23 protein-coding genes are annotated in these 26,390 nt (G+C 32.1%); 15 read left to right on the forward strand and 8 right to left on the reverse strand.

Annotation, left to right across the window (positions count from 1 at the left end; genetic code table 11):
• Positions 1 to 83: 83 nt before the first annotated feature.
• From NNL09_RS14225 to NNL09_RS14245, 5 genes are all read left to right on the forward strand, one after another.
• Positions 84 to 1,313 (forward strand): DUF3999 family protein, encoded by a 1,230-nt coding sequence (locus tag NNL09_RS14225; protein WP_196909624.1) that lies wholly within the window; start codon positions 84 to 86, stop codon positions 1,311 to 1,313.
• Between the two features lie 438 nt (positions 1,314 to 1,751).
• A complete protein-coding gene (locus tag NNL09_RS14230) occupies positions 1,752 to 2,228 on the forward strand; it encodes a hypothetical protein (protein WP_025666050.1) in 477 nt (158 codons plus the stop codon).
• Positions 2,229 to 2,479: 251 nt separating this feature from the next.
• Entirely contained in the window at positions 2,480 to 3,391 is a 912-nt protein-coding gene (locus NNL09_RS14235) for a hypothetical protein (protein WP_196909625.1), read from the forward strand.
• 52 nt (positions 3,392 to 3,443) lie between these two features.
• On the forward strand, positions 3,444 to 4,745 hold the full coding sequence (locus tag NNL09_RS14240; protein ID WP_196909626.1) for a nuclear transport factor 2 family protein: 1,302 nt from the start codon (positions 3,444 to 3,446) through the stop codon (positions 4,743 to 4,745).
• A 39-nt stretch (positions 4,746 to 4,784) separates the two neighbouring features.
• Complete coding sequence (locus NNL09_RS14245) at positions 4,785 to 6,107, forward strand: S41 family peptidase (RefSeq protein WP_196909627.1); 1,323 nt, start codon at positions 4,785 to 4,787, stop codon at positions 6,105 to 6,107.
• Between the two features lie 27 nt (positions 6,108 to 6,134).
• On the opposite strand, the gene NNL09_RS14250 is transcribed toward NNL09_RS14245, so the two are convergent.
• A complete protein-coding gene (locus NNL09_RS14250) occupies positions 6,135 to 6,851 on the reverse strand; it encodes a LytTR family DNA-binding domain-containing protein (protein ID WP_025666054.1) in 717 nt (238 codons plus the stop codon).
• A complete protein-coding gene (locus NNL09_RS14255) occupies positions 6,851 to 7,822 on the reverse strand; it encodes a sensor histidine kinase (protein WP_196918846.1) in 972 nt (323 codons plus the stop codon). The genes NNL09_RS14250 and NNL09_RS14255 overlap by 1 nt, the downstream gene beginning before the upstream one ends.
• A 509-nt stretch (positions 7,823 to 8,331) precedes the next feature.
• On the opposite strand from NNL09_RS14255, the gene NNL09_RS14260 reads away from it, so the two are divergent.
• The 3 genes from NNL09_RS14260 (at position 8,332) to NNL09_RS14270 (ending at position 10,962) form a co-directional block, all read left to right on the forward strand.
• On the forward strand, positions 8,332 to 9,120 hold the full coding sequence (locus tag NNL09_RS14260; protein ID WP_196909629.1) for a hypothetical protein: 789 nt from the start codon (positions 8,332 to 8,334) through the stop codon (positions 9,118 to 9,120).
• 281 nt (positions 9,121 to 9,401) lie between these two features.
• Positions 9,402 to 10,052: a hypothetical protein gene (locus NNL09_RS14265; protein ID WP_196909630.1), complete on the forward strand. Its 651-nt coding sequence runs from the start codon at positions 9,402 to 9,404 to the stop codon at positions 10,050 to 10,052.
• A gap of 361 nt (positions 10,053 to 10,413) precedes the next feature.
• Positions 10,414 to 10,962, forward strand: coding sequence for a hypothetical protein (locus NNL09_RS14270; RefSeq protein WP_196909631.1), 549 nt, complete (start codon positions 10,414 to 10,416; stop codon positions 10,960 to 10,962).
• Positions 10,963 to 10,968: 6 nt separating this feature from the next.
• On the opposite strand, the gene NNL09_RS14275 is transcribed toward NNL09_RS14270, so the two are convergent.
• The 3 genes from NNL09_RS14275 to NNL09_RS14285 all read right to left on the reverse strand — a co-directional run bounded on the left by NNL09_RS14275 (position 10,969) and on the right by NNL09_RS14285 (position 15,621).
• Positions 10,969 to 13,806 (reverse strand): T9SS type A sorting domain-containing protein, encoded by a 2,838-nt coding sequence (locus NNL09_RS14275; RefSeq protein ID WP_196909632.1) that lies wholly within the window; start codon positions 13,804 to 13,806, stop codon positions 10,969 to 10,971.
• Between the two features lie 448 nt (positions 13,807 to 14,254).
• Positions 14,255 to 14,590 (reverse strand): hypothetical protein, encoded by a 336-nt coding sequence (locus tag NNL09_RS14280; RefSeq protein WP_025666058.1) that lies wholly within the window; start codon positions 14,588 to 14,590, stop codon positions 14,255 to 14,257.
• 263 nt (positions 14,591 to 14,853) lie between these two features.
• Positions 14,854 to 15,621, reverse strand: a complete 768-nt coding sequence (locus tag NNL09_RS14285; RefSeq protein WP_025666059.1) for a phosphatase PAP2 family protein — start codon at positions 15,619 to 15,621, stop codon at positions 14,854 to 14,856.
• 294 nt (positions 15,622 to 15,915) lie between these two features.
• Between NNL09_RS14285 and guaB the strand changes: the two genes are divergently transcribed.
• From guaB to NNL09_RS14300, 3 genes are read left to right on the forward strand one after another with little or no spacing between them, the layout of a single operon-like run.
• Entirely contained in the window at positions 15,916 to 17,391 is a 1,476-nt protein-coding gene (gene guaB / locus NNL09_RS14290; protein WP_025666060.1) for an IMP dehydrogenase, read from the forward strand.
• Positions 17,392 to 17,399: 8 nt separating this feature from the next.
• Positions 17,400 to 18,503, forward strand: a complete 1,104-nt coding sequence (locus NNL09_RS14295) for a hypothetical protein (protein WP_196909633.1) — start codon at positions 17,400 to 17,402, stop codon at positions 18,501 to 18,503.
• The gene (locus NNL09_RS14300; RefSeq protein ID WP_196909634.1) at positions 18,475 to 19,314 is read left to right on the forward strand and encodes a tetratricopeptide repeat protein; all 840 of its coding nucleotides are present in this window, start codon (positions 18,475 to 18,477) and stop codon (positions 19,312 to 19,314) included. The genes NNL09_RS14295 and NNL09_RS14300 overlap by 29 nt, the downstream gene beginning before the upstream one ends.
• Before the next feature lie 47 nt (positions 19,315 to 19,361).
• Here the strand turns inward: NNL09_RS14300 and NNL09_RS14305 are convergent, their stop codons facing one another.
• The 3 genes from NNL09_RS14305 to NNL09_RS14315 form a co-directional block, all read right to left on the reverse strand.
• Positions 19,362 to 19,883, reverse strand: coding sequence for an OmpH family outer membrane protein (locus NNL09_RS14305; RefSeq protein ID WP_196909635.1), 522 nt, complete (start codon positions 19,881 to 19,883; stop codon positions 19,362 to 19,364).
• A 98-nt stretch (positions 19,884 to 19,981) separates the two neighbouring features.
• Complete coding sequence (locus NNL09_RS14310; protein ID WP_025666064.1) at positions 19,982 to 20,221, reverse strand: hypothetical protein; 240 nt, start codon at positions 20,219 to 20,221, stop codon at positions 19,982 to 19,984.
• A gap of 42 nt (positions 20,222 to 20,263) precedes the next feature.
• Positions 20,264 to 20,716 carry an SRPBCC family protein gene (locus NNL09_RS14315; protein WP_025666065.1) on the reverse strand — a complete coding sequence of 151 codons (453 nt, stop codon included), beginning with the start codon at positions 20,714 to 20,716 and terminating at the stop codon, positions 20,264 to 20,266.
• A gap of 169 nt (positions 20,717 to 20,885) precedes the next feature.
• Here NNL09_RS14315 and NNL09_RS14320 point away from each other — a divergent pair, with 169 nt between their 5' ends.
• The 4 genes from NNL09_RS14320 (at position 20,886) to NNL09_RS14335 (ending at position 26,296) form a co-directional block, all read left to right on the forward strand.
• Positions 20,886 to 22,841: a peptidylprolyl isomerase gene (locus NNL09_RS14320; protein WP_025666066.1), complete on the forward strand. Its 1,956-nt coding sequence runs from the start codon at positions 20,886 to 20,888 to the stop codon at positions 22,839 to 22,841.
• 178 nt (positions 22,842 to 23,019) lie between these two features.
• Positions 23,020 to 23,868 carry a hypothetical protein gene (locus NNL09_RS14325; protein ID WP_025666067.1) on the forward strand — a complete coding sequence of 283 codons (849 nt, stop codon included), beginning with the start codon at positions 23,020 to 23,022 and terminating at the stop codon, positions 23,866 to 23,868.
• Positions 23,861 to 25,333 (forward strand): peptidylprolyl isomerase, encoded by a 1,473-nt coding sequence (locus NNL09_RS14330; RefSeq protein WP_231389072.1) that lies wholly within the window; start codon positions 23,861 to 23,863, stop codon positions 25,331 to 25,333. The genes NNL09_RS14325 and NNL09_RS14330 overlap by 8 nt, the downstream gene beginning before the upstream one ends.
• 6 nt (positions 25,334 to 25,339) lie before the next feature.
• Positions 25,340 to 26,296 (forward strand): MoxR family ATPase, encoded by a 957-nt coding sequence (locus NNL09_RS14335; RefSeq protein WP_025666069.1) that lies wholly within the window; start codon positions 25,340 to 25,342, stop codon positions 26,294 to 26,296.
• Positions 26,297 to 26,390 lie beyond the last annotated feature (94 nt).

Here is a 26,390-nt window from a genome sequence, read left to right on the forward strand (position 1 = left end):
AAGGATATGTTTAAAACCTGTAAAGTGAGAGTATCATAATTATATGTGTTCTTAATTCAAGATAATTAAAAAGGTGTAAACTCATGAAAAAGAAAATTATAAAATTCCTAGTGCTATTGATTAGCTTTGGGGCTTATGCTCAGATGGACCAATATGCTTATAGAAGTATGTTGCCAGAGATAACAGATACCTGGCATGCTATTAGTTTACCCGATGAAGTTTTTAGTAAAGTTTCACCAAATCTATCTGATATTAGAGTTTTTGGGATCACAAACAAGAAAGATACAATAGAAGCCCCTTATCTTTTACGATTAAAAACCGAAAAAAAATCCTTTACTAAAATACCTTTTACCATTTTAAATACCTCATTTAATGAGAAAGGAACATATATTACATTAGAAATCCCAACTAAACAACCAATTAATCAGATTCATTTAGACTTTGAGCAATCCAATTTTGATTGGTTAATTACCTTAGAAGGGACTCAAGACCGTAAAGAATGGTATACCATAAAAGAAGACTATCGTATACTTTCAATAAAAAATGAACTTACAGACTATCAATTCACTACAGTACGATTTCCTAATGCGCAGTATCACTATTTCAGGATACTGATAAAAAGTACTAAAAAACCAGTTTTACAATCAGCTAGTGTAACCAGATATGAAATTAAAAAGGCAAATTACAGGGAATATGGCATAGAAAAGCTAAATATTCAGAATCCTAAGGGTACCAAAAAAACTATTATCGATGTAAGTCTTAAAACTCCAGTTCCCGTAAGTTATATTGGTGTCCAAGTACAAGAAACTTTTGATTACTATCGTCCTATATCTATTCGATATGTAATAGATAGTATACAAACTCAGAAAGGCAGTTGGAAACCTAGGTATCGAGAGCTTAATTCTGGAGTACTTAATTCTATAGAAGATAATGTATTTACCAATACGAGTACAATTGCTCAGAAATTTAGAATGGTGATTGATAATCATGACAATCAACCTTTAAAAATTAATAAAATCATTGTTAAAGGATATCAACACGAACTTGTTACGCGTTTTACAAATCCGGGAACATATTATTTGGTTTATGGAAATGATAAAATGAAAAAACCTTCTTATGATCTTAATTATGTATCTGCAAAGATTCCAGATGAGGTGACAACACTATTTCCAGAAACACAGTCGACGATTGGTCACGAAGAATCTTCTGTAACAAAGCCTTTATTTGCTAATAAAATCTGGCTATGGGGTATTATGGGTATTGTGATCCTGTTGTTAGGAGGATTTACATTATCTATGATGAAGAAAAAATAAAAAGTATATTTTTTTCTGCCAGAATGATAAGAAAAACCTATGAAAAACACTTCATTTGGGTTTATGTGATTTATACTTCTATTTTTTTTGAATCTTTTTTATTGAGTTTTTTGAGTATTGATATGGTATACAGTGATTTAACAGGAGAAAAAAACTGAATACTGTTGAGGGAAACCGTAAATAACTTTAGAAATAATTACTTAGGTTAGCAGTATTACACATATGATAATAAAGTTTTTAATCATACCGAATAGAGTCTTGATTAATGATAAGTTTCATAGTTAGAGAATTAATATCCTGTGTGGATATGTCTTAGTGTAATACAGAATCGGAAAATGAACAAGAAATAAATAAAAACTCTACATCTTACCTGTTGCGGTGAGATTACGTCCAATATAATGAGCTCTAGCTTAAGGACTCCAAAAAGAAAACTTGTAAATGAAAATTGAATTACTATCTATTTTTGATGGATTATTTAGTGTAAACACTAAAGAAAAGAAGGAAGAAACGAGTGCTTCCAAAATTTTTATGACCGATACACATACTAATTCTGGTAGAACCTTGATGATCGAAGAAGAAGACTATGCAGTTTGGGCTTATCTCCTAAGCACAGATAAAGAAGATATTGATTTTGATGGCTTTCTATGTGCAGTAATTGATCCAAGATTTTCTGATGTAAAATCGTATAAGAACATTCGGGAAAGAAGAGATGCACCATTACCAGCCTTATATGCTAATCGATATAGTTATGTTAAAAATCTTAAAAAGAAAGATATAACAATACATTGGCAAGAAGAATATGTAACTATATTCATAAAGAAAAAAGTATATCTTGTTATGGATCTAAATGCAAGAACCAGCTATTCAAAAGCGTTAGCGAATGATTGTGACTACGGAAAACAACTAAAAAGCTAAGTAGGGATATAACCCATTACCTTCTCTCAACAACATCTATTTCTCGATGAAATACAAATATTTAGCTTTTGACAGAATGTCGAGATAGATATTTAATATAGAGGTATGATCTTACCGTTCAGCAAAAATATTTAACTACAAGAGTATGATTGTGTTACCTTGGTGCATAGAACAGAATTAATGACTGTTAATAGTAACTATGTGATCTCACAAAGTAATTGCCCTTTTTGTTAGTTAAAAATTAAAAAACAATGAACAAAAACATCGTACTTATAATTAGCCTTTTAACTATAAGTCATATATTTTCTCAACAAATACCAGATACGACCTATAGCCCCGAGATAATAACAAAAATGTACCCAAAAAAAACCGGTACTACGATACATATAGATCAAGGACATCGTAATTTTCATACAAAGAACAATAGGTTTTTACCTTTTGCAAAATTAGTATCAGAAGATGGTTATAAAGTCGATGGTTTTGATGGGAAATTTGAAAAAGATAAGCTAAAAAATCTTAAGATATTGGTGATTTCTAATGCGTTATCGGAAAATAGCAGACCTCCTTTTGTTGCTCCCACAGAGAGTGCTTTTTCGACAAGTGAAATAAATAATGTAAAAGAATGGGTTAAAAATGGGGGCTCTCTTTTTTTGATCGCAGATCATATGCCCTTTGCTGGGGCCTCTGCAAATCTTGCCAAAGCTTTTGGTTTTACATTTTATGACAGCTTTGTAATGGATGCCGATGACAAAGGAATTTTTGACTTTTCTCGAAAAAATGAAATGCTCGGTAATCATGTAATAACAAATGGAAGAAATCATCAGGAACGAGTACACAAAATAAGAACCTTTACAGGACAAGGGTTTAAAGCACCAAAAAAAGCTTCTTCTATTTTAAATTTAAAAAAAGAATATACTGTCTTTATAACAGATACTATGTGGGTTTTTAATGAAAAAACTCCAAGAATCTCTGCAGAAAACTTATCTCAGGGAGCTGTCTTAGAATACGGAAAAGGTAGAATAGCAGTATTTGGAGAAGCAGCCATGTTTACGGCTCAAATTGCGGGTAGAGATAGGGTTAAGGTCGGAATGAACTCTGCAGAAGCATCAGAAAACTATCAGCTATTACTTAATCTGATACATTGGTTAGATAGGGCGTATTGATTTAATACAGTAAGAAGTGTCAATATGTAAAAAACACTAAAAAGATACATTTATGAAAAACACACCACGAAATAATCTCGTTTTAATAATTGCATTTCTGTTACTAACAGTATTGCATTTTCCTAAATCTAGTGCCCAACATGCTACAACAGAACAATATTTTAGGCACATGAGATATAATCATGTATCCCCACATGTGAAGATAAAAGGAATTCACGAAATAAATCAACAAGAAGCTCAACATACGTCTCATTATGTTTTTAAGTACAATGAAAAAAAACAATTGATAGAGATTGTTAATTATCATTATCACGACCAACGAAAACACCCTTTAGCAACAATAGGAGCACATAGAACGGTTTTTGATTACTCTGATGGTGAAGAGATTCGTACTTTTTTTGATAAGAAAGGAAAGCGAATGGCTAATAATCGTGAAGTCTTTAAAGAAATATACCAATATGATAAAAATGGATTCATAAATGCACTTGATTTTTATGATTTGAACGATGAACCTATGGAGTCTAATTGGAAAATTGCGAATTATCGGTGGTCAAAAAACAAAAAAATGGTGATAGAAAAACGGTATGATCTACAAAATAACCCTGTTAATATTTCACCGTATTTTGAATTTGGGATAACAGGAATTTTATATAGAAAAGATGGATCTCCAAAAGCTAATTATAACCTTAATGAGAAATTAGAAATTCAAGAAAACTCAATAGGAGTGGCCTCTTATGAAGACATCTATGATGAAAAAGGAAATCATGTTAGGTATTCTTATCACAATGCAAAAGGAAAATTAACTAAAAACCAGTGGAATTTTGCAGCCAACAACCAAGAATTTGACGATAAGGGATATCTCATAAAAGGAGCAATGTTTGACGAAAATAATGAACTAACGCACGAACGAGACTTTCCTTCTGTTACTCATATAAGAATGGCTAGCCCAGCAAGTAAAAAAGATACTATAGAAATAAAAGAAAGAGCGTTAGGGTATTTAGTAGCACTACAGGAATTAAAACCTGATCTTATGAAAGAAGTGTTTCATAAAGATTTAGCTAAGAGAACAATGGGGTTTGATCGAGAAAAACAAAAAGAAGTGATTAGAGAAACTAGCTATGAACAGATGGTAGAGTTTGCAAAATCATGGAACAAATCCGGAACCAGATTTCCTCCCAAACCAAGTAATAAAATAAAGATATTAGATATCTATAATCGAATAGCTACAGTTAAATTGATTTCAGACAATTGGGTAGAATATTTACATTTAGTAAAAACAAATGACCAATGGCAAATCATAAATTTACTTTGGCAACATAAGAATGTAGATCGATATCCAAACCAAAATAAATAAAAATAACACTTCAGATACATTATAATACAGATTAAAATAATGAAAAGTAAAATATTAATATTCGTCCTAATTGCCTTAACTCCAATACTTCTATTAGCTCAATCAAATACCGATGTTATTAAAAGAGTACAGAAGCTTATGACAGAGAACTATGTTTTTCTGGATAAAGCAAAAGAAGTAAATCAACGTCTAGACGAATTGATGAAAGAAAAGTATTTTGATACTTTTAAAAAACCAGGAGAGTTTGCAAAAGCGTTGACAAAAGAGATGCAAAAAATCACAAATGATAAACATCTAAATATTGCTCCTCCAAGACCTCGAAATAGTAGACCGAGTAATCCTTTAGGTTTCATTCCCATGCATCTGCAAAATATTGAACGTTTTAGAAGAGGAGGATTTGGAGAAGTTAATTTTTTTGAAGGAAATGTAGGTTATGTTCATTTAAAAGGGTTTAGAGTTGAAGACACTATAAAAGTAGATCCCCTAATGAAGTATTTATCAACTGCCGATGCAATAATTATCGATTTGAGAGGAAATGGCGGTGGTAATGGTCCTGTTGGAGTTAATTTAAGTAGTTATTTTCTTCCCACAAATCTACCACTAACTGGCGTGTATACACGAAGAACAGATACTATGGAAAACTATAATACTGTGCCTGTTAAAGGTATGCAAAGATTAGAGGTTCCTTTATTTATATTAACTAGCGGTAGAACTTTTTCTGCATCCGAAGCTTTTGCATATGATCTGCAAGCAAGAAAAAGAGCCACAGTTGTAGGAGAGAACACCGGTGGTGGTGCACATCCTGTAAATTTTATGAGATTACCACAAGGGTATAGACTTATTGTTCCAATTGCTCGCTCGATCAACCCTGTAACAAATACAAATTGGGAAGGTGTTGGAGTGATCCCAGATATTAAATCTACTGCCGATGATGCACTAGAAAAGGCTAAAGAAATAGCTAAAGCAAGTGCTGCAAAGTATAGAGAAAAACCCTTTAAACAACTTGAAAAGATTTTAGAAAAAAATGAATTTACAAAACAAGATGAAGAAACTGTTTGTGAACTTCTACAATTGATATTGAAAAGAGGTCATATGGAAAGTTTTATGATTAACGATATGGGATATAATTACCTGCGGGAAAAAAATATAAAAGCTGCTCTGGCAATTTTAAGAGCAGGATCAATCCTTTTTCCTGATTCTCCCAATGCCCAAGATAGCTATGCCGAGGTTTTAGCACAAAATGGACAAAATAAATTAGCATTAAAACATTATGAAGCAGCTGTAACTATTGCAAAACGTAGAAAAGATAAACAAACAGGATTATATGAGAAAAACTTAAAAAACTTTAAAGCTAAGATGTGATATTCACGTTATAGTAAATAACAGGGTTTACTTCCAAACTTTTTTTCCGGTCTGATATATTTTCTCTAGAGCATTATCTCTATAACTTCTTCCCATCGGGATGGTATGATCATTTATCTCTAATACATTTCCTTGTATAACACTTATATAGTGAAAATTTACTATAAAAGACTTGTGTACTTGTACAAACTGAGACGAGGGTAATAGTTCTAACATTCCGGAAAGAGTTTGATAAGTGACAAAAAACCTGTCTTTTAGGACCACTTTAATATAATCCTTTAAACTTTCAATAAAAAGAATATCGGTATAATATACTTTAATTTTTTTATTATCTACTTTAAAAAAAGCTGCACCAGCAGGGGTTTCGGGCATTTTTATAGGTTGATCTGTATGTGTTCTTACTTTTTCAATGGCTTGTACAAATCGATAAAAAGGAATTGGTTTTATTAGATAATCAACAGCATTAAGCTCAAATCCATCTACGGCATAATGCCGATGTGCCGTAGTAAAAATAACCTTGGGAGGAGAAGAGACAGCTTTTAAAAAATTGATCCCGTTGAGCATAGGCATTTGTATATCTAAAAAAATGAGATCGATAGTTTCAGAATTTAAAAACTCGATAGCCGATAAAGCATCATCAAATTTTCCAACTTCAGATAAAAAATCTAACCTACTGATGTAATCAGAGATAACATCTTGAGCTAATGGCTCATCATCTATAATAATACATTTTATAATACTCATCAATTATCTAGTTGTATACTTAGGTCGACATAAAATTTATGTGCACGTTCTTCTAACCTAAAGGTATGTTTTTGAGGATAAATAATCTGTAATCTTTTAGATAAATTTTGAACGCCGATTCCGTTTTTGTTACCTTCTTTTACAGAATTTCCTACCGGATTAATAGTGCTAATGTGTAATTCGCCATTGTTGACCGCTATTTTTATTTGTATATCCACATCTCCTCTTTCATTTAAAGAACAATGTTTAAAAGCATTTTCGACTATAGGAATTAGAATAAGAGGAGTAATCATTACACCACCAAAATTACCAGTGATTTCCATCTGTAAGTTTAAACGATTTCCAAAACGCAACTTCTCTAATTCAATATAATCATGCAAGTGATGTATTTCCTTTTCTAAAGAAATTTTGTCTTCACTACCTTCATATAAGGTATAAGATAATAAGTTTGATAGTTGTAATAGAGCTTCTGGAGTTTTTTTTGAACCTTTTAATGATAATGAGTACAGATTGTTTAACGTATTAAAGAGAAAATGAGGATTCATCTGGGATCTCAGAAAATTCAGTTCACTGATCTTTTGTTCTTTTTTTATTTTTTCTAAGTTGATCTTATTTTCGTAATGATCTTGTAAAATCTTGATAGCAGTAGGAGGACCAAACCATAATAATATTGCTCTCGCAAAATTCAGTATTCTAGGAAAAGAAAAAAAATCAGAAGGAAGTTTTGGTATTTCTAGTAAAACCGGATAGATAAAGTAATATTGAAAAAGCTTTACAAGTAATGAGTTTATAATAAGAAGAGGAATGAAAGCCAGGAAATAATATACATAACGTTTGGTACTAATATACTTAGGCCACAAATAATACATATGTATATAATAAAATGGGATTTCTAGTAAACAACCCAGGTACTTATAAGAAGCTTTTGTCAAAGAAGCACCATACATTACATCCATTACTATCCAAATCAATAAATAAAGGATCCAAAAAACAATATGTTTTAAGGTTCGATTTTTAAAAAATACAGAAGTTGTCATAATAATGTAGATGCTATTAAATATACCTCAAACAGGGTAAAATGGATTGTAATATCGTTAAATTATGAGTATTTGACTATTATTTTCTCTCAACAACACTTCCTGCTCGATGAATACTTGATTTTTACAGAAACTCTCAATACATATTATGGGGTAAATAGTAGATTTAGTAAAGTTTAAATCACTTCTATAAAATAAAAAAACACTTGTGTCTCAATGTATCTAGAAGAGGCAAAAGCATTACTAGAGATGAGTTCAATGAGGGACCCTATTTTCGATTCATTATTAACTGTTTTTTAACACTTCTGTGCTCCGTAGTTTCGAAAAATGAAACTGGCAAGCACTAATATTGTATAACAATACAGAACAATAACAAACAAAATCCAACTTATGAAAACAAAACAGAATTTTTAATAATTCAATTTCTCATAAAACCTGATTTAATGAAAAAAACATGTATAATACTTAGTTTATTGATATTAGCTAGTTGTTCTAGTCAGCCCGAAATACCTTTAATACCAGAAAAAGGAAGTATACACTTTAAAAGAGTTATTCATATAACCAATCAAAAATTAGTTGATTCTACATATAGTAAGAGTTTAAATACAATTCTTGAAAACACAAGAAACAGTTCGGTCGATATAATTAAAGAAATAGCAGTAAGCACAAGAGGCAAAAATCAGGCTATGCAAAAGGTCATGGATATGCAAAACATGGTTAAAGATGCTTTCAAAAAAACTTGCCACCCTAATTTTATGGAAAAAGATGTCAGGAATTCTTTTTGTTTCGAGCAAGGACTAATACTTTCAACATGCACTGCAAATGAAAAATCGCAAAACTATATTCTCGACCCAGAAAATGTAACTATAACTCAAATTTATCTGGATAAAAAGCAGAACAGAATAAGAAGTCAGCCAACAAAGTATTATTATTTCAATGTTAATGACTTTCATATAAACGAATATCGAAATCAAACAAAAGTGATTAAAGGATACAATTGTTTTAAGGTATTGTTAGAAATTAATAAGCCTTTACCATTAAGTAGCAAACTTCCTGCAATCAAAGAAAAATACATAATGTATGTCACAGAAGAAATTAAATTTAAGTACCATCCCCTTGTTCTATTAAAAGAGGTTTTAGAACAATATTATCCTTTAGAAATTATTGAAACAACCGATTTAGTAGAAGGATATCAAAAAGTGTATACGGTTACAGAGATGAATTTGAAATAATAGAATAACGTTAGATTGATACTATATTAAGTACAATACCCGGTATATAATAGCGTTACACATGCAAAAGTAACCTTGCAGAACGTATAAGTAACCATATAGAATGTAAAAGCAACCCCACAGAATGCATGAGGAATCATAATCAATAAAAAAACAATCATGAGGAATACAAAAACAACGCTGAGGAACAGAAAAGCAATGGTGAGGAATGGATAAGTAATACAGAGTAGTTCAAAAGTAAAAGTGAAGAACGTATAATTAACTTTTAAAACCATAATAAAATGAATAATTCAAGAAAATCAGAAGCAGCAATACTAGAACAATACCGGGTAGCTCTGGAAAATGTAAAGAACCAACCCGAAATAGCTTCAGAGATGGAAGAACTCAATTACAACAAAGATAAAATATCAGAAGGAGAGCAATTACTTGCAGAAACCCGTGCAGCCTATGATTTCAAAAAGCAAGAAGATGATGAAACCACAGAGGCATCAACAGCATTTAAGAAAGAAAAAGAACAATTAGATATCCTATATAGAAAACATCGTAAAAAAGCAAAAGTAGTTTTTCGTAAACAACCAGAAACCTTAAAAAAAATAGGTGTCGTTGGTACAACGCCACGAGCATATACCAATTGGATAGAAACAACCCGTCGTTTTTATAATCAAACAGATCAAAATATTATTGATCAACTGGCAACAATAAAAATTACACCAAAAGATATCACCTCTGGTAATATGCAAATACAAGAAGTAGAGAATGCCCGTGCAAAATACCTAAAAGAAGTAGGAGAATCAGAAGATGCTACCAAGCAAAAAGATGCTGCTTTTGCCAAAATGGAAGATTGGATGCGAGATTTTTATGCCGTAGCAGATATAGCATTAGAAGATCAACCACAACTCATGGAAGCATTGGGAAGAAAAAGAAAAAGTTAAGCCTCAATAAAAGCTAATTACACATGCTGCTTATTCCTTAAAACCGTATTTTTTATAAGATTTCCTGATAAAAAACTATATTTGCTGCTTAGTTATAATTGCATTTTATATAACTAAACGTAAACCATTTTTGAAAACGGAGTAAGTTTAGATACCTACTCCGTTTTTTGTTTTGAACTCATCCTGAAGTGGTTTTAGGCCCAAAAGTTTGGCTTTTGTGTCATGATGGAGTTAATTTTTTTTCAGTATAGTTAGCTACGTTGAAAAAAATGACAAAATTGGGGTAGAAAATATAAATTTTGTAAGTAAAAGTATTACTTAAGAAGAGTTCTTTATACAAAAGTATCAGTAAGAAGTAGTTATGTCAATACAGAGAAATAAAAACAGAATTGAAAGTACAAATTGCATTGTGGCCGAAGATCATATTTATTTTCCCAAAGGATATTATTTTAAGTATGGATATCTAAAAGATAAAAAGAAACTACCGTTCTCGGTCATCAATGAAATAAGAATCAATACAAGACCAGTAACTGCAAAAATTAATACTAACGAAATCATTTTTCTACAAGGTCTGGATAAGAAACAATGTATTGAGATTAAAGAAAAATCGAATATTAGTTTAACTACTCCGGTTGATAATTGGTCATTACTATGCGATGAGTTTTTGGATACAGAATTTAGTGAAACACAGAAAGAAAATGTAATACAATTACTTAAAGAAAACGGAATTGATAAAGACGAAGTATATCAAATACGAAAACGTATTTCTTCAAGAATGCTATTTCGCACCTTTTTCTCATGGGAATGGATATATTATGGCCAGTTTGATGTTCTTAAACAACTTTGGCCCATGAGTTATAAAAAATACTGGTGGACTATGGAAATCGCTTTAAGAAACAAAAAAAAATAACCCAGTTTACTGTTTCACCATTTTAGTGATAATTTGTGAGCCATCATTTCCTTCTAGATTTACAAGATAAATACCAGATTTATAGCCACTAATATTAACATCGAATTCCTCACCAGAAGTATAGGAAAATTTTTCTACCAGCCTGCCATCTACTGTAAAAATTTCTCCTTCATATGCAACAACACTTTTTAATGTCGAGCTAATTGTAAATGTACTTTTGGCTGGATTAGGGTAAATAGAAAAGACCTCTTTCTCTACAATAGGAGGGTCGGTTGGATTATCTTTTACATCTAAAGTAGCTTCAAACATCCCTCGACCATGAGTAGCTGCTACAATTTTCGCATCTGATTCTCGTATCGCTATCATATCTGTTCTTACATTGGCAAGAGTTTCATTTTTAGGAAACCATTCTGCTTCACTTGATTTTATATCGTCTGTAGCCCATACTCCAATTTCTGTAGCCAACAAGACTTGTGATCGATTAAAAGGATTAAATAGTCCCCATCGTACTGGCATATCAGGTAGATTACCTTCTTTTTCTGACCATGAGCTTCCTCCATTATCACTATACCAAACCGAACTAATACCGTAGTTAGAAAAAGTAATTAAAATCTCATCTTCTGTTTCACCAATATCAATACTGGATATAGTAGCAGGAGGGAATGAGTTACTACCGATCTCTGTAGCAGTAGGTGTATCACTCTGTGCATTTGTTACTTTAAATAATTTACCAGATTGAGTACCAATAAACAATGTCGAAGTTCTTGTCTTATCATATGGTGATACCTTTATACTAGAATAGGGAACAGTCGACCCTGTGTTTAGTGGTGTGAATTTTGAAAGTATAGTATCACTTTTTATCTCAATTCTTAATAACTCATCAACATGTTGATTATCTGTTGAGGTAATTGCACCACCAAGCCCCATGGCATTTGCAAAAATTGTATTGGTTTGAGAATTGTAATCTGTTGCATTAATAAAAGTACCACTTAATAGACCAAAGTAAGTAAAATTTTCGCCAGCATCCCTGGAAATAAAATATTGATTATGATATACCGTAGTGATCCTGATATGAGGTTCGTTTTTATCAACAAACGCAAATACACCATCTCCACCACTTACCATATCGGTAACATCAATAGGATTACCGTCATATCGTAGCGTACCATTATCTTGTGTCCCTCCATAATAAGCATCAATTCCTTTTCCCGGGTGAATACCAATGGTATAGTATTGAATAGTATTTAAGCCTTTATTTACGTCAAAAAAGGAAGGAAATATATTTAAAAAATTATCAAATTCGGCTACATTAGAAGTAGTCATATTATTTGAATAAAATACGCCTCCATCGGTAGAAATAAGAACTTCATCAGAAGAGCCTGGTCTATACAGAATAGTATGTTGATCTGCATGAACATATTTTGGGAATTTATGACGATTTGCTACCCAGTAAGAAATCGATTGCCAGCGTAATGCACTAACATCTGAAGTATCAGCAGTATCGGTTCCTGTTAATTTAAAACTATTGAGACCACCTATAATAATAGTGTTCTCATCAACAGCATCTACTCCTATAGCCATGGCATGCCAGGTAAGAGAACCCCAGCCTCCCCAGCCCAGATCTCTACTTGGACCTGCAAATTCTGACCATGTGTTACCAGCATCAGAAGATTGTAAAAGGATACAAAAATTACTAGAGTCTCTAATAAACCCGGAAGGAAATTTGAACCCTCCGCTTATAATAGCATAAACTCTCTTTGAGTTAGAAGGAGCAACTGCAAATTTTACTCTACCTGGATAAAGGTCACTTGAAGGATCAAACCTGCTTGTTGCAAAAGAATCATCAATAGTCCAATCGGTTCCGTTTAAAGAACTAAGTATTGTACCTGCTCCGTTTTCATCAACATTTCGCATCGTACCCACAAGAAGTTTTCCTCCATCAACTTCTTCTATATCTGAAGGAGCATATGGTGTAGTATCTCCTATTATATTTGGAAGCACTTGTACCCAGTTAGTACCACCGTCTATTGATCGATATAATCCATTGGTACTATTAGATCCATGCGGAGCTCCTTTATAGGTTCCCGAAGCAACTGCAGCATAGAGTACACTTGTACCAGCTTCATTTCTAACCAGAATATCGTTTACATAAGCAAAATCAGTACTTGATGGTAAAAGCTGCCAGGTTTCACCATGATCAACAGATTTCCATATACCTGTACCACGACCAGAGGATTCCCGATAAATATTTACAGCTGTATAAGATTCTCCCGTTCCTACATACATCGTATTACTGTTATCAGGATCAAAAGCAATGGCGCCTACAGCCAGATTTTCAAAAAAACCAGATGCATTTTCCCAGGAGGAAGCTGGATTTGTAATATCATTATTATACCATAATCCACCAGTAACCGATCCGCCCCATATTTTCTTATGTGTTGCGTCTGAAGGATCAAAGATTATTTTTCGAATTCTACCCGATATGTTAGCAGGGATATTTTCCCATTGTATTTGATCACTACTGCTTTTTTGTAGTAATTTACTCTTAAGTGCTTGTGCTTTGGTAAATTGAAATGATTTTAATAAACGCTCTTTAGGTACATTTTTTGTTGCCGGATCTAGAGTAGTAAGATATTCGTGAAGTGCAGCAAAATCTGGCCTATCAGGTTTTTTACTATTTAATTCTCCTGGTGTTACATATGCTTTTTGATAAGTGTCGTTCAAAAAGGCTTCATGTTCTTCTCTTAGGTTAGAAGTTTCTAAATTATAATGTAAGAACCATCCGCATAGAATTATAGTTAACATAATTGTAATTATGCGATGTTTTGTAGTTTGTGTTTTCATTCTACAGAGTGTAAGGTTTGGTTTATTATATCAGTACCCTTAATGTAGTTTACATTTAGAATATTGATTATTTGTTATATAATGTGTTAAACAACAGAGTGTTAAAATAATTCACTTTGATGTGTTATCATTATAAACAAAAATCATTTTTGTAAATATAACCAATTGATTAAGAAGTTGTATTTCTAAATCTATACAGAGATCAATAGATTAGTTTGTATACGACACTTTTTTTAAGAAAAAAACCTATCTATTTCTAGAAAATAAAGTACCCAAAAGACCTGAAAAATAGTAGATTCCATTTAATTTAACAACACTTCCACTGTCACCAGATTGTGAACCAATTACATTCTTCACAATTTATATTTTTTTAGAACTCTCATTTCTGGCTGGCCCATGTGTTAACCGAGAGTAATGGTATTTTGTTGTTTTTCAGATCTTTTGGGTACTATGCAGCAAGCTCCCCATTTCCTACTGTTTCTTTGCCTGTTTCGATTGATCCCCATTTAGAACTTGTATTAAGTTTAATTGATACAGGACTTTCGCTTCTAAGGGTTTCAAGAATAGATTGTAATTCTGTTTCATGAAAATAGAGTATGATAGCTCCATTGCTATGTTGTTTGTTTTCTGGCAATGTCTTTTCGTCTTTAATAATAGCTAAATGCCCTATGTATTCCTGACTTTGACCATAAAGGTATACAAACCCCATTTGGTAACCGCCACCACCAGCATAATTACTAACAATTTGAAGACTATAACTTTCTACTTTGTGTGAAACAATCATTTTTATAAATTTTGAAATATGAGTTAGACTGTTTTTGTTTATTCAAAAGTAGTGTATTAAGTGTTATCAAAGTAGAGGGAAAACACGGATTTTGAGTAGGGGATATTGCCCCTTGTAGGATGGATCATCCGTAATTGTATAATATGGTAGTATGGTTAAAACACATACGAATGATACATTTTGTATACTGTTCTGTCTTGTTAAAACAATATAGAAATTGATTTTTTGAAATTTGTATAAATTTTATAAAAACTTCTATTATCTTAGAAAGTTCTAGAAAGGTAAAACCCAACAGATTTTTCACTGAATTGTGGGGCGAAAGCTATTCCGTCTAATTTTTTGAATGGATTCCAGGAGATAAGATGATTAAAATGATATACCAGCTTTACAGATAATATCCCTATACCAGCTCCGACCAAAACATCAGAGAGATAATGCATATTATTAAGCATTCTTAAACTTCCTGTAGTAATAGCAAAAAAGTAGCCACTATACGCCAAAAGAGGATTAGTGTCTTTAAATTCTTCATACAATACCGTAGCTGTTGTAAATGCTGTAGTAGTATGCCCCGATGGAAAAGAATTAGCATTGGTAGAACCTCCCGGTCTGTACTTATGAACCTCTCTTTTCAATAACGAAGAAGCACCATTACTTATGATAGATGAAAGAACCAGATTTTTGGTTTGATCAAACCAATGGCTTTTTGACTTTGCTCCTAAAATGTCTGCAGCATACATTTCTACAACGGGAGCATATCGAGTGTAATCATCCATACCAAAATAAAAATCATCACCAACCATATTTCTAAGGTCTTTTTGAAATGATTTCTCAAAACTACTCGTAGATAAAAGAATGCCAGTAGCAATCAACGCTACAGGTATAATTCTTTTACTAAATAAAGTTTTTTCTGGTTTAAATTCTATCTGACTAGAATTCGTGAATGTTGAATTGGTAAGTGGCGCATCAGTAAATTGAGCATTGGCAATATTGATATATAAAAATATCAATACCAGGGTTAGCATAGTTCTCATACAATAATTTTTTTGGGGCTGTAGATCGTTTTGATAAACTTAATACCAAAAAAACCTGACAAACTAAATATACTGTATAATTATTAAAATAATGTTAATAAAACTTATTTTGTTAATAAATAATTAACAATTCTTGAGAAAATACAGATATTTTAACATTTCATCGGTAGTTTTATATGCTACTTGTCAAAATAAACCGATAGCACGAATGATTTGATTATCAAAATAAAAAGGTATAGGTTTAATATTCCTTAAAAAAGGCGTATATTTGCACGCAATTAAATTTTAATTGCAATGACAGCACATGAATCCAAAATCGTTGGAGAAGGTTTAACCTATGACGATGTTCTTCTAGTTCCCGCATTTTCTGAAGTCCTACCAAGAGAAGTAAGTATCAGGACTAAGTTTACAAAAAATATTATACTTAATGTTCCTATCGTTTCTGCAGCAATGGATACTGTTACAGAAAGTCGTATGGCTATTGCTATGGCTCAAGAAGGTGGGATAGGAGTGTTGCACAAAAACATGACTATCGAAGAACAGGCAATTAAAGTACGTAAGGTAAAACGTGCAGAAAGCGGTATGATTATCGACCCGGTAACATTACCTCTGGATGCTAAAGTAATTGATGCTAAAAACAATATGCGAGAGCATAGCATTGGCGGGATTCCAATTGTAGATGATCATCATAAATTGATTGGTATTGTTACCAATAGAGATCTTCGTTTTGAAAAAAATGATCAACGACCTATATCCGAAGTAATGACTAGTAAAAACCTGGTTACGGTAGGAGAAGGAACATCATTACAGCAAGCCGAAGTAATTTTACAGGATAATAAGATCGAAAAACTACCAGTAATAGATAAAGAAAATACCTTAGTAGGCCTAATTACTTTTAGAGATATCACCAAACTAACATTAAAACCTATGGCCAATAAAGATAAGCTTGGGCGCCTTAGGGTTGCAGCTGCTATTGGAGTTACTGGTGATGCTGTAGAGAGAGCAGAAGCCTTGGTGAAGTCTGGAGTAGATGCTGTGGTTATCGATACGGCACATGGGCATACCAAAGGTGTGGTTGCAGTATTAAAAGAAGTAAAAGCAAAATTTCCAGAATTAGAAGTAGTTGTAGGAAATATCGCAACTGGTGAAGCTGCAAAATATCTGGTTGAGGCAGGTGCTGATGCTGTAAAAGTAGGAATTGGCCCGGGATCTATATGTACTACAAGGGTAGTAGCAGGTGTAGGGTTTCCTCAGTTTTCGGCAGTATTAGAAGTTGCCAGTGCAATAAAAGGATCTGGAGTTCCTGTGATTGCAGATGGAGGTATTAGATACACTGGTGATATCCCAAAAGCTATAGCAGCAGGAGCAGATACAGTAATGTTAGGTTCACTTCTGGCAGGAACTAAAGAATCTCCGGGAGAAACAGTGATCTATGAAGGAAGAAAATTTAAAACCTATAGAGGCATGGGATCTGTAGAAGCGATGAAAAAAGGTTCTAAAGATAGATACTTTCAAGATGTTGAAGATGATATCAAAAAACTGGTTCCAGAAGGTATAGTAGGTAGAGTAGCTTATAAAGGAGATCTTGTAGAAAGCATACACCAATTTATAGGAGGATTGCGTGCCGGTATGGGATATTGTGGAGCAAAAGATATTTCTACATTACAGGAAAATGGTCGTTTTGTGAAGATTACTGCTAGTGGTATTAATGAAAGCCACCCGCATGATGTAACTATTACCAAAGAAGCACCTAATTATAGTAGAAGATAATAGTAAATATGAAATACTTAGATCAAATAATATATCTCCTTGTAGGAATATTTGTTATTGGTCTACATTCTTGTAAACAAAAAGAAACTTCATCTATAGATGAAAACTTAGTTCAAGGGACTTGGATAGGAGGAGCATTTAAACATGATAAAGATTTTTACATACCTAGCAATTATGTGTTAGAATTTAAAAAAGATACGCTTTACTTCAAAAACCTGAAAGGCACTAAATCCTTTAAAAATGGCATACAATTTTCTAAGGACTCTATTACATTAGACACGACTTCTTATCCTATTCGTAAATTTTATATAAAAAATGATCAGTTAAGCTTTCTTGATAAAATTGAAGCGCATCGTTTGATTGAAACAAAAACTATTAATGTTCAGGAGTTTGAAGATTTTTTGTTATCAAAGGATTGGCAAATAAATAATGAATCTGGAGTTTTTAGATTTAGTAAAGAAGAAAAACGACTACAATTTATAAATACAAATAGTAATGAGTATCATACCTATTGTTATGAATTCATTACTTTTCAGAATGCTTTATTCCTTATCAAAAAAGGAAATCAATTAGCATGTGATCAGAATTATCAATTTTGGGAACAGGTACTTTCATATGACGAAAATAATATCTATACCTTTGGTTTTAGGGATGGAGGGTTTAAAAAAATACAATATACATCCATTCGAAGATCAGAAACTGAGATAAAACCAGTTTCATTTCAGCTTTGTAATCAATATATTAACAAGAATTTTCCTGGAGATAGATATTATTATCAAGGAACATCTTATAATGGAGGGCTTTATCATATAAGAAAGATTTTTAAAGAAAACTATAAGGTGCCCGATGGTAGTACAGAGTCAGGGATATTTCAGGTTCGATTCGTAGTTAATTGCGAAGGAAAGGCGGGGATGTATGAAACACAGGCATTTGATACTAATTATCAACATAAGGAGTTTTCAGCAGAAGTGGCTAATCAGATTTTTGAAATTACAAAAAACTTACAGGATTGGATACCTGGTAGAAAACCAAAAAGTGATAAAGCTATAGATACCTATATTTATTTAAGTTTTAGAATTAAAAATGGAAAGATTATTCGTATATATCCTTAATGTTTGTCTTATCGGTTTGCTATATTCTTGTCGAGAGGAAAAAGTTGTAGACTATTCAGAATGGACAGACAAACAGAAATCTGAAGAAACCAAACGTTTGGAGTATGAAAAGAAATGGTTTTTTCAAGGAGCTGTAAATGAACAGGCATATCTTGATACGTTAATTGCTCTAAACCCTGATACAGCTGATTATTACATCGAAAAATCAATTGCAAATAGTAAAATTGGAGATTATCATATTGCTATTCCGTTACTTGAAAAAGCAATGGAAATTGATCCAAAAGAGACGCTATATTATACATCTTGGTTAATGACAGATTTGTATAAAGATTATGACCGAGCCTTACTATACCTTAATCAATATGATGACTATACTCCGAATAAGACGGATTATGCCTGGGGAGAGAATGTTAATTCATTAAAAGGAGAGGTATTACAGGCGTTAGAAAGACATGAAGAGGCTATACATGAATTTACAAACGTAATAAAAGAAGAAGGAGATTATGTAAAAGCATCTGTTTATGTATATCGTGGGATAAGTTATATGCATCAAAAAAAGTATAAAATAGCTATTTCAGATTTTGATATGGCGATTAAGTTATTTGACAAATCTTCTATGGGATATTACTACAAAGGACTAACCTTTTTAGAAATGGGTAATAAAAAAGAGGCGATATTAGCAATAGAACAATCAAAAAAACTAATTGAACAAGGATACAAAGCTTCAGACCCTTATAAAGAAGTATATAATGAGATATACTTGATGCAAGTAGAGGATAAACTAAAAGAAATTACGAATAATACATTATAAAAAAACGCATCGAATGATGCGTTTTTTTATAATGTATTATTGTGTTTTTATTTTTTAGGAGCTTCTTTTATGGTGATTCCTAATTTAGTCATTACTGTTTTTGTTATGTCATATGCAGAATCAACATATGCCAAGCCACTTGTGGTAATAGTAAATATCTGGGTGTATTTTTCGGCTTTAGCAACTTCTTCCAGTGCTTTTCCGATTTTTTCATATAATGGCTGTAGTAGTCTATTTTGTTCTATTTGTATTAATTTGCTACCATTCTGACGAAATTTTGCAATATCATTTTCTAAAGCAATGATTTCTTCTTGCTTTGTTTTTTTAATAGGCTCGGTAAAAGAAGCTACCTTATCTTGGTATTCCTTCACTTTGACCTGATATGCATCTACTTTTACTTTTAAATCAGCTTCCATTTTTGCATTATAAGCTTTTAAATCTTCCTGTACCTTAGTAAGTTCTGGCATTTGAGAAAGAATATACTCAGAATCTATAGTTCCAGTTTTGGATTGAGCATTTAATTGAAAACTAACGATCAATACTAAGATTGATAATATTATTTTTTTCATTTTACTTTTTTGTTTTTTTTATTTTCTAATTTTCTAATTTTTGCAAATATATAAGGTCTTAGACAATATACGTGCCACGAATTATTTTTTTTAAAAATCTATCCTTCATAGAGTTGACCACGGTGTGGTTTTAAAGCATCACGTACTGTTTTCATTTCAGAATCAGTAACAATCATATAAGCCAAACTATGTAGATCATTTAACTCATGATATCCAGTGATGTTAAGAGATAATTTTTCTAAAGTAATATATTCTTTAAGATGAATTTCGTGGTGTTGTGCTGTTTTACTTGCTGCAGGGCCTCTAAAATCCCAAATTAATTTTATTTTTCGTTCCAAAATAGTTTTCAATTTTATAGACGTCAAAAATGCTTTTATGAATTAATTATCTAATACGCTTTTACCTTCTTCTGCAAAAGCTTTAAAATCTTCCATGTATTCATATGATTGTTTTTTGAAGGCACCTGGCATAAGAAATCCCATAAGTTTCATGAAGCCACTAAATTTAAATTCGTTTTTAGAGATCCATTTCGTGTTTCCGTTAGAGAGTTCTTCAAAATAATTTTCCTGAATGTTATACACGTTTTTTGCATCAAAAGTAAGGTGAAACGACTCAGGAAGATCAAGCAAAGTAATAGTTTCAATCATTTCAATTTCTCGTTTCCCCATTTTGTAGATAAGTTTTGAAATTGCTCCGGTTTTTCCTTTTGTACCACTTATGTGTTCCATACTCACAAAACCTTTTTGCCAGTGTTTCATGTTTTCTTCGTTGTTAAACTTTTCAACTACTTGATTTCTAGGTAGTTTTATTTCGATGTTGAGTGTATATTCCATGACCGGATTGTTGTTAGTTAGTTTTGTATTGTGGCCACAATATACGTAGATCATAAAAATTTTAAAAGTTAATACTATAGGAGGTACTTACTTCGTTAGAACAAGGAACTTGTAAAACATTTTAATATTATTATTTTTGTTCGATTTCGGACTTCATCATATAGAAATTATGTATAAAAAGGGGCTATTATTTTTTTTAGGAAGTATTTTATTTACACTTGCAAATGCACAACAATCAAGTGATGTGCTGTTTACTATTGACGAATCTCCTGTGTATATATCAGAATTTAAGAGAGTATATCTTAAGAATATAGATTTGGTAAAAGACAAATCACAAAAGAATATAGACGAGTATCTTAATTTGTTTATTAATTATAAATTAAAATTAAAAGAAGCAAAGCACCTTGGATTAGATAAAAAGCAAGCTTATTTAGAAGAGTTAGAGGGGTATAGAAAACAACTGGCAAAAGGATATCTTACCGATACCAGAACTTCTGATGCATTAATACGGCAAGCGTATGATCGTTCTCTTGAGCAAATAAATGCCAGTCATATTTTGATTATGGTAAAACCCAATGCCTCGGCAAAAGATACGATTGCTGCATATCAAAAAATTATAGAAGCAAGAAATAAGGTTGTAAATGGAGAATCTTTTGATGTTGTAGCCAAGGCCTATAGTCAAGACCCTTCTGTTGCTAAAAATAACGGAAACTTAGGTTGGTTTTCTGCATTTAGAATGGTGTATCCGTTTGAAGAAGCAGCGTATGAAACTAAAGTAGGTGAAGTCTCAGAGCCATTTAGAACACAATTTGGTTACCATGTTGTAAAAGTTAATGGTAGAGAGAAAAAACTAGGAGAAGTTACCGTTGCTCATATTATGGTAGCTATTAATAATAATAGAACCTCAGAAGAAGCAGAAAAAAGAATAAAAGAAATCAATCAGCAGCTTCAGCAAGGAGTTTCTTTTGCTTCTTTGGCAAAACAATATAGTGATGATCCCAGTACAGCAATAGAAGGAGGTAAAATTAGACGTTTCGGACAAGGGGCATTAAACTCTGAGAAATTCGAAAAAACAGCTTTTGCTCTAGGAAAAAAAGGAGAAATCTCTACACCAATACAAACTAAGTATGGCTGGCATATCATTCAGCTTATAGAAAAACACCCACTCAAGAGTTTTGAAGAACAAAAAAATGAACTTACCAAAAAAGTAAAAAGAGATAGCAGATCAAAACTAGTGACTACTTCGTTTCTTAATTCATTAAAGAAAAAATATGCGATTACCAAGAATGAAAAGGCAGTTGCATATTTTAAAGAAATACTTCCCGCTACGTTTTCTAAAGAAGAATGGAATGTACCTGAAGACAAAAATCTGAAAAAAGAACTTTTTACTCTTAAAAAAGAGAAGTATTTATATGAAGATTTTGCTGAGTTTTTGAAGAGTAATCAAATCAGAATAGAAAGATATTTAGATATTTCTGCCTTTGTTGAAGAAATGTATACTCAATTCGAATCAAAAACCTTACTTCGATATTATGAAGAGCATCTTGAAGAGGATAATAAGGATTTTGCAAATGTAATAGGAGAGTATCGTGATGGACTTTTGCTTTTTGATCTTATGGAGTCTAAAATATGGAATGTCTCTAAGACAGATTCTATCGGACTTAAAAAATATTACGAGACTCAAAAAGATAAGTATACACAAAATGAGGCTTACAAGGTTCTTAAGGCTTCTTCATCAAAACAAGAGGCAATTAGTAAGGTCGAAAAGTTACTGAAGAAGAAAAAGTCGATTAAAGAAATAAAAAATGAAGTTAATAAAGGAGATATAGCTTTAGTACTTTTTTCTGAAGAAGAATTGGCTAAAGGAGATGCAATATTACCTAAGAATTTTTCTGCAGAAAAAGGGGAAATTGTATTTCTTGAAGAAGAGAATTTTAAGACTTTGATTATGGTCAAAGAAATCTTACCTTCAAGAATTAAAACTTTTGAAGAAACTAAGGGCGAGGTGATTAATGATTTTCAGGAAAGTATAGAAAATAAATGGTTAGATCATTTACGAGTAAAATACCCGGTAAAAGTTAATGAGAAAACCTTGAAAAAAGCTAAAAAAGAATTATCGATTTAAAAAATTAATAAACCTTTAATTAGAGAGTGGTTAAATTGCAGCTGCTCTTTAAGTGTTGTTATTAATTTCTTTACGAATAATTAAAAAGGTAGGAATGTGGCATAAGGTATAATGAACATTTTATATGTATCTATATCAGCATAGGCCTGATCGTCTAAAGAATATTATATATAAACAGATGAAATATTATAAATTAATACTGCTATTGCTTATAGTAGTTTCTTGTCAAAAATTTAAGAATCAAATCAAAAAAGAAGCTATTGCCAGAGTAAATGATAACTACCTATATAAAGATGATATTAAAAAACTAGTACCAAAGGATATGTCTGCAGGCGATAGCACCAATATTGTTAATAATTATATTAATACATGGGCTACCCGTCAATTATTTATCGACAAGGCTAAATTAAATCTTACCCAGGAAGAGCTCGAAGAATTTAATGATTTGGTAGAAAACTATCAAAGCACCTTATATATCAACGCTTACAAGAATGCAGTGATCAATAAATCCATTAATATGGAGATCACAGAGCAAGATCTTCAGTCATATTATGATCAAAATTTGAAAAATTTTAATCTTAATGAGGAGTTAGTAAAATTACGTTACTTACATTTGCCACCTGATTACGCTAATATTGTTGCAACGAAGCAACAATTCAATCGTTTTAATGAAGAGGATGTAGAAGAGTTGAGAGGAAAAAAAATAGAATACCTAACATATTCTTTAAATGATTCTGCTTGGATCAAGTTAGATCAGGTGTTAAGTAAAATTCCAATTCTCAAAAAACAAGATAGAGCAAAACTCTTAAAAAGTGGAAAATATATGCAACTTAGAGATTCTACAGGAGTATATATGGTGAAAATAAAAGATGTATTAAAGCGTAATGAAATAGCACCAATAGAATATATTAAGCCTACAATAAGGCAGATTATATTAAATAAGAGAAAGTTGGAGCTAATTAAAAAAATAGAAAAAGACATTACAAGAGATGCAGTTGAGAACAAACAATTTGAAGTTTATGATTAAAACTACAGTACTTTGTGCTATACTTACTTTTAGTATGAATACACAATTTTATGCACAAGAGATTATTGAAGAAGTAGCGCAAGATTCCATAGTAACACAGGATACCATTAATGGACAGAATAGTCCTATGGTAAATGATACCATAAAGGCAGTAGTAGAAACTGTAAAAGTCCCATTTCAAAGGACTAAAATAGACGGCGTAGCAGCAGTGATTGGAGAAAATGTAATTTTGGATAGTGATGTAGATATTGCCTATCGACAATTGATTAGTGAAGGTGTTTCAGCTTCTGATGTAAGCCGTTGCGAACTTGCCGGTAGTTTGTTTGAAGCCAAATTATATTCCCATCATGCAATCCAGGATAGTATAGTGGTTAGAGATGCAGAAGTTAACTCGATGGTTGACCAACAATTGGCATATATGACAAATGAGCTAGGTACTGTAGAGAAAGTATTAAAGTTTTATAAAAAAGATAATCTGGTAGATTTTAGAAAAGAACTTTTTGAAATCAATAAGTCAAATAGGTTGTCAGAGCAGATGAGAACCAAGATTATCGAAGATATCGAAATTACTCCAGAAGAAATCAGAGAATTTTTTGATGACATTCCAGAAGATGAAAGACCACTTTTTGGTACAGAACTTGAATTAGCTCAGATTGTAATAGAACCAGAAATACCCGAAGAAGAAGAGCAAAAAGTAATCGATAGATTAAATCAGTTTAGAGAAGATATTGTAGAGAACGGTAGTAGTTTTGCTACCAAAGCAGTATTGTATTCTCAGGATCCGGGTTCTAAATCTACTGGTGGGAAATACACGCTTGATCGCAAGACAAACTTTGCCAAAGAATTTAAAGATGTTGCTTTTAGTTTGCAAGAAGGAGAAGTAAGTGAACCGTTTAAAACAGATTTTGGATGGCATATTGTAAAAGTAGATAAAATACGAGGAGAAGAAATCGATGTAAGACATATACTACTTACTCCCGAAGTAACCAGAAAAACAGTTGATGAAGCCAAAAGATTAATAGATTCTATACGAACAAGTATTGTTTCGGGTTCTATCAAATTTAAAGAGGCAGCAAGAAAATTTAGTGACGAAAAAGAAACTCGTGAAGATGGAGGACAACTACTTAATCCAACAACAGGAGATACTCGTTTTGAACTTACCAAAATTGACCCTATATTGTACGATCAAGTATCTAAACTAAAAATGAATGAAGTTTCTTTGGTAATTCCCGATCAGGATCGTCAAGGTCGAAAAAAGTATAAATTAATAACAGTACTTAATCGATACGATGAGCATATAGCGGATTACGCGAATGACTATCTTAAAATACAGGAATTAGCATTAAGGAAAAAGCAAATTGATGCAATTCGTAAGTGGCAGAGTGAAAAAATAATGGATACTTATATTAAAATAAACGGAGAGTATAGAGACTGTGAGTATAGTGGTAACTGGTTAAAAAAATAAAATAATATGTCAGACGACGTAGCGGCTATAGAAAAACTAGTAAAAAAACATTCAGAACTCAAAAAAGAAATATCCAAAGTTATTATTGGGCAAGAGAAAGTTATAGATCAGATACTTATTTCTATTTTTTCTGGTGGTCATGCATTATTAATAGGTGTACCAGGGCTAGCCAAAACACTTATGGTAAATACCATTTCACAAGCTTTGGGATTAGATTTTAAAAGAATTCAGTTTACTCCTGATTTAATGCCTAGTGATATATTAGGAAGTGAAATATTGGATGAGACTAGACACTTTAAATTTATTAAAGGACCCATATTTTCTAATATTATTTTGGCAGATGAGATTAATCGTACTCCACCAAAAACCCAGGCAGCACTCCTTGAAGCAATGCAAGAAAGATCTGTAACCGTTGCCGGGCACCATTACACCTTAGATTTGCCATATTTTGTTCTTGCTACCCAAAACCCAATTGAGCAAGAAGGAACATATCCACTACCAGAAGCACAACTAGATCGATTTATGTTTGCTATAGAACTTAAATATCCAAGTTTTCAGGAAGAAGTAGATGTGGTAAAAAGTACTACAGGAGATACCACTACTACTGTTAATTCATTATTTACAGCTCAGGAGATTATTGATTTTCAACATTTAATTCGCCGTATTCCGGTGGCAGATAATGTAATTGAATATGCTGTAAGCATGGTTGGTAAAACAAGACCAGATGAAGAAACAGCAACAGAATTAGTGAAAAATTATATAGATTGGGGAGCAGGACCACGAGCCTCTCAAAATTTAATCCTGGCAGCCAAAGCCAATGCAGCTATCAAAGGAAAATATTCTCCGGATATAGAAGATGTACAAGCTGTAGCCATGGGGATTCTTCGTCACCGTATTATTAAAAACTACAAAGCAGAAGCAGAAGGTATTAGCGTAGAAGATGTGATTCATAGCCTGTTTTAAGCGGTTACTAGATAAAAACTATCAAAAAAATGTTGATTTCTGATATAGTCAGTCTTCAATATAGATGCGCATAATCAAACTTGCATTGCCAAAA

The organism is Aquimarina sp. EL_43, assembly GCF_943422735.1.
GTDB classification, from domain to species: Bacteria; Bacteroidota; Bacteroidia; order Flavobacteriales; family Flavobacteriaceae; genus Aquimarina; species Aquimarina megaterium.